The sequence below is a fragment of the Hyphomonas sp. UBA3601 genome, from assembly GCF_002375605.1.
Lineage (GTDB): Bacteria > Pseudomonadota > Alphaproteobacteria > Caulobacterales > Hyphomonadaceae > Hyphomonas.
Genome location: NZ_DFME01000047.1, coordinates 28,193 through 33,388, shown reverse-complemented (window position 1 = coordinate 33,388; position 5,196 = coordinate 28,193). Strand labels below are relative to the sequence as shown.

The window sequence follows — 5,196 nt, the reverse complement described above, 5'->3', positions numbered from 1 at the left end:
CCCCGCCATCGCGACCTGAGAGGTTCGGGTCAGGATAATACCGTCATCCGCGCCGATATCGATCAGACTGGTCCGATGCGTGTCCAGTTCACTCGCCAGGTTGGCAGGACGAACCCAGAAACCTTCCTCCGTCTGCTGGTATCCGAACAGGGCCAACGCCCGCTCACGTGCCCGAAGCTGCTTGCGGTCGCTCCGGCCAAGATGCTTGGTCAACGCCACCAGCCAGTCGCCATTCCAGTCGACCACCCGGTCACCCACATTCTGCCACTGCTGCACCCGACGCTTGAGTGCCTGCGCTCTGGGGCCTGGAACATAGACACCGCGTTCTCGGCTCTCCAGCAAATCATCCTTCATCAGGCGCGTCACAGCCACACGCAGGGTCGCCGCCTCGATCCCGAACAGTGCCGCCGCATTGATAAGTCGGCCAATCGGCTGGGGCGCATCCGTCGTACTGCTCATCAAGGACAGGATAAGCGCGCGCGCTGACACGTCTTCAGACTTGAGAGGTTCAAAATAATACACGAATTGACTCATAATGAAATTATATGTAACAAACCTTAAAGCACAGGATGGAGAACTGCCATGTCGAACACGATGAAGCTATCCGAAGCGCTGACAAAGGATGAGCTTCGCGAGTTGCGCACGAAGTCTGATCTTCGCGCGTTGGCGACGCTTGTCTGGAATTGGGGGTTGATCATTGCGGCCTTTGCGGTCGCCATCATCTGGCCAAATCCGCTGACAATCCTCGCAGGTATCCTCATTCTGGGAGGTCGCCAGCTCGGCCTGGGCATCATCAATCACGATTGCGCCCACCACGCCTTTTTCAAGAGTCAGAGGGTCGATGATTTCGTGGGCCACTGGATCGCGGGCGCGCCGATGAACATCTCCCTGCCCGCCTATCGCGCCTACCATTTGAAGCACCACAAATATGCGGGCACGCCAGACGATCCGGACATCATCTTTGTAAAGAACTACCCTGTCCCGAAGGACAGCCTGCGTCGAAAATTCGTGCGCGACCTGACCGGCCAGACGGGCCTGCGCGATACGCTGCGCAAGATCCGCAGCTTCAAACTATCGCGCAACTGGCCGTGGCTCACGTTCCATATCGCACTGGCCGGCACCCTCACCGCTATTGGCGCACCGTGGGCCTATCTCATGTGGTGGGCGGCAGAACTCTTCATCTATCCAGCCATTGTGCGCCTGCGCCAGATCGGCGAGCATGGCACCGCGAAAGACCGGACCAGCCTCGATCCGCGCCTCAATACCGGCACCACGATCGCCCCATTCTGGCAGCGCGTGCTGATCGCGCCGAATGATGTGAACTATCATCTCGAGCATCACATGTTTGCATCAATCCCGCCTTACAGGCTGAAACGGCTCCACAAGCTGCTGTCATCGCGCGGCTATTACGAGTCATTTGATTGCATCTCGCATGGCTATGACGATGTCATCCGCCGCGCTGTCCGCAATGATGCCCCAGAGATGGTGCCTGCTGAATAGGTGGCGCTACTCAACCGCGATCCAGAACGGACCGGCCGGCATCCCGGTCCCGTCGAAGAGATTGCAGAGGGGGGAATCACCCTGACAATAGCGGACCTCGGACACCGCCTCATCTTCTGCCTGCACGACCACAGTATCGCCATCAAGCTTGGCTGAAGCATATCTGCACGCATCCTCATGGCACAGCTCCATGCCAATCACACTCCCTGCACTGACCGTCACCAAGCCGTCTTCCACACCCTCAAACGCAATACGAATTGTGCTGCCGTCTCGCACCGCCCGACTCGCCACGGCGCCAGACGCGCCTGCATCCACCTCACCATAAACGAGAGACTTCATCACCCGCACGACCCGTTCGGCCACCGCGAGCTTGTTTGGCGGATGAATGTCCACCGGATCGCCCATATCAATCGTCACGGCGAGCGCCACACGATCATCCCTGGCAGCGACGCGGCGCATGGATTCTCGGATCACCCCCCAGCCCGGCTTGCCAGCTTCTGTGGGTAGCGCGCCATATCGCGGCAGCTGCACAACAGCTACGGGCAAGTCAGCTCCAAACTTCGCGCGCCAATCCTGCACCAGCAGATCAAGCAGACTTTTATAGGCGACGCCATCGCCCGCATTGGATTCGCCCTGATACCAGATTGCCCCTTTCAGGCGGATGCCAGACAACGGCGCAATCATCGCATTGTGCAACATCGTGTAGCCCTTGATCGTGAACCAGGGCGCAGGCTTCGGAGCGCTTACGGCCGAATCCACTTTGCGATAGGCCCACCCGTCGGCCAGCGACAGGCTTGAGCCGTCCTCCAATTCCACGCGCAATTCAGAAGCCGGTCCGTTCATGCCACCATCGCCATAATCATTATGGGAGTTGACCAAAATAGTGTTCTTGCCCGGCTTGAGGAGATCGGCTGAAACCCCGTACGCGCGCAATCCTCCCCAATGGAATGTCGTGCCAATTGCCGTGCCGTTCAGCCAGGTCATGTCGGTATCATCGACCGCGCCAATATGGATCGTCGCAGCCTGCTCTGCCTGCTGAGGAGTCAGATCAAAACTGACCCTGTGCCAGACCATGCCGAGATGATCGGTGAGTTCCGCGTCTCCCCATTTGCGCCAGTCGCGTAGCGTGCCGGGCACGGGCTTCCACTCGTCTGCGTCTGCATCTTCCCACGGCGCAGTTCCTTCGGTCGCGGGGTCGTCCCTCCAGTTCTGCTGCCAGCTTTCCGAATAGATCTTCGCTGCCGCGCCCCGGTCAGTCTTGTAGGTTTCCAGCAAAGCCACTTGTTCGGTATGGTCCGGCATTGCGCCGATGATCTCGCCGTCAATCCAGGGCTCGATGCGTGAGCCGCCCCAGCTCGAATTGATCAGACCGACAGGAACATCATAGGCTTCTGACAATGCCCGCCCGGCATAGTAACAGACTGCCGAGAACCCCGCTGCGGTCTCCGGCGTCGTGAGGGCCCAAGCGCTGTCGCCCGGCAAGTCCGCATTCGGAGCAAGCGAAAGATCCTTCTCGACTTGCAGCAGGCGAATATTGGAGTGGTCCGCAGCTGCGACTTCCCGTTCAGCATAGGTCACACGTGACAGTGGATATTCCATGTTCGACTGGCCGGAACACAAGAACACATCGCCCGCCAGCACATCCTCTAACGCCTGCACTGTATCGCCTTCAACGGTGAGCGAAATTTCATGTGATCCGCCTGCTGAAAGCTCGGGAAACTCGACCCACCATCGGCCGTCCCGGCCGGCACGAACAGGCGTGGACGCCGCGTCCAGCGAAACGATGAATTCCGCGCCGGGATCCGCCGTTCCGAACAGGCGCACCGGTGCATCGCGCTGGATCACCATATGGTCACCAAATAGGCTGGCGAGCTTCGGCGCCTCTGCATGTGCGCCCAGTCCAATCAGGGCCAATGCCCCGCATGCCATCATCGTCTTGCTGGTAAACATGTCCTGTTCCGCCCTCTTGTATTTTGGCAGGAACTTTCCCGAAGGCGATGATATTGTCCAGTGTTAGCGGTAACTAAATTTACGCAACTGCCAGCCGGAACGCCTTGGCAAACACGCTTGGCAGGCCTTCGACCTCATCGAGTTTAACCCACCGGCCATCGGCAACTTTCGGCTTGCGCGATGCCTCGGCGCGCATCACCCGAAAGCGAAACGCGAAATGCGTGAAGACATGGCGTACCTCGCCGACCTCCTCCCAGGCCGCTTCGGCAGGCGAAGGCGTTTGCGGAAAATCGCCCTCCACCCAATCGCCCGTCGGCAGCGCCAGCATCCCGCCAAGCAGGCCCTTGTCCGGGCGGCGCACCAGCAGCGCTTCCCCCTTCACGACCAACACATAAGCAATTCCAAACCGTACGGGCTTTGGCACTTTTGCGGGCTTGATCGGATAGCGTTCAGGCGCCCCTTCGGCCCGCGCTGCGCACAGGGACGACAGTGGACAGATCAGGCAGTTCGGCTTGGTCGGCGTGCACACGGTTGCGCCCAGATCCATCAGCGCTTCAGCAAATTCTCCCGGCCGGTCCTCCGGCACCAGCGCCCGCACTGTTTCGGCAATCACCTTCTTCTCAGCGGCCCATTCGCCTTTCAATGCCAGCAGGCGCGCGAACACGCGATCGACGTTGCCATCCACCGCCGCCGCTTTCTGGTCAAAGGCAATCGCCGCGATCGCGCCAGCCGTATATGGCCCGATACCGGGCAGTTTGCGCAGTTCGGCCTCTGTTTCCGGAAAGCCTCCGCGTGCAGCGACTTCACGCGCACATTTCAGCAAATTCCGCGCTCGCGCATAATAGCCGAGGCCCGCCCATGCACTCATCACCTCTTCATCCTTTGCCGCCGCCAGCGCCTCAATGGTTGGCCAGCGCGTAAGGAAGGTATGAAAGTATGGGGTGCCATGCGGGATGGTCGTCTGCTGCATCATGATCTCGCAGAGCCAGACACGGTACGGGTCAGGCCGCTCGCCCACAGCCCGGTCTGCCGGCAGCGTGCGCCAGGGCAAGTCGCGTGCATGACGCTCGAACCACGGCAGCAATTTGCCCGGCAGGCTGTTCAAATCTCTGTGCTTTGCCGGTGCCATGCCTTTTCCTCGCCCGAAAGCCGTGCAATCTCGTACGAATGGTCACGAGATCAACCCTTGATCCCATAGAGGAAGCTCGCGCGCGCGTCCGCCTGCGCTACCAGCGCGCGACACGCACTTATTCCAACATGCGCCAGGTCGGGCTTGCCGCGGAACGGGTCGGGCGTAAATCCGGCGCCAAGAAACTGCCCCCCATTCAGGTACTCCGCCAGCGCTGGCGCGAGATCGCAGGCGAACAACTCTATAAATACTGCCGCCCGGAGCGGCTCAGCGGTGGCAAGGATGGTCGCGTGCTGACCCTGCTCGTCGTGCCGCAAGCCGCCCCGATGGTGCAGCACCAGTCCGAAACGCTGCGACAGCGCGTGTCAGTGTCCGCAGGCGGCGACATTACCGCCATCAAGATCAAGCAGGGATCGCTCGGCACAGAACCGCCCAAGACACTGCGTCGCAAAACGCGGCCGCTCTCACTGAAAGAGCGCAAGGAACTTGAGGAATCGACCTCCGGAATCCAGAACGACAAGCTGCGCGCCGCAATTGTTGCGCTCGGTGAGGCCATGTTAACCGCAGAAGATACGCCGCCCCCTGCCAAGCCTGGCAAGGATGGCGGCCTGCCATTC

Annotated in this window: 4 protein-coding genes and 1 pseudogene; 2 read left to right on the top strand and 3 right to left on the bottom strand. The window is 60.3% G+C overall.

Going from position 1 to position 5,196, the window contains the following annotated elements; translation table 11 throughout:
• A pseudogene (locus B4F73_RS05655) lies at positions 1-534 on the bottom strand (hypothetical protein); the annotation flags it as partial.
• A gap of 48 nt (positions 535-582) precedes the next feature.
• On the opposite strand from B4F73_RS05655, the gene B4F73_RS05650 reads away from it, so the two are divergent.
• Positions 583-1,500: a fatty acid desaturase family protein gene (locus tag B4F73_RS05650; protein ID WP_290482700.1), complete on the top strand. Its 918-nt coding sequence runs from the start codon at positions 583-585 to the stop codon at positions 1,498-1,500.
• Between the two features lie 6 nt (positions 1,501-1,506).
• On the opposite strand, the gene B4F73_RS05645 is transcribed toward B4F73_RS05650, so the two are convergent.
• Together B4F73_RS05645 and mutY are read right to left on the bottom strand one after the other, a co-directional pair.
• Positions 1,507-3,450: a sialate O-acetylesterase gene (locus B4F73_RS05645; protein WP_290482699.1), complete on the bottom strand. Its 1,944-nt coding sequence runs from the start codon at positions 3,448-3,450 to the stop codon at positions 1,507-1,509.
• A 79-nt stretch (positions 3,451-3,529) separates the two neighbouring features.
• Positions 3,530-4,579 carry an A/G-specific adenine glycosylase gene (gene mutY, locus B4F73_RS05640; RefSeq protein WP_290479447.1) on the bottom strand — a complete coding sequence of 350 codons (1,050 nt, stop codon included), beginning with the start codon at positions 4,577-4,579 and terminating at the stop codon, positions 3,530-3,532.
• 38 nt (positions 4,580-4,617) lie between these two features.
• Here mutY and B4F73_RS05635 point away from each other — a divergent pair.
• On the top strand, positions 4,618-5,196 hold a 579-nt coding region (locus B4F73_RS05635; RefSeq protein ID WP_051607507.1), incomplete at its 3' end, for a DUF721 domain-containing protein.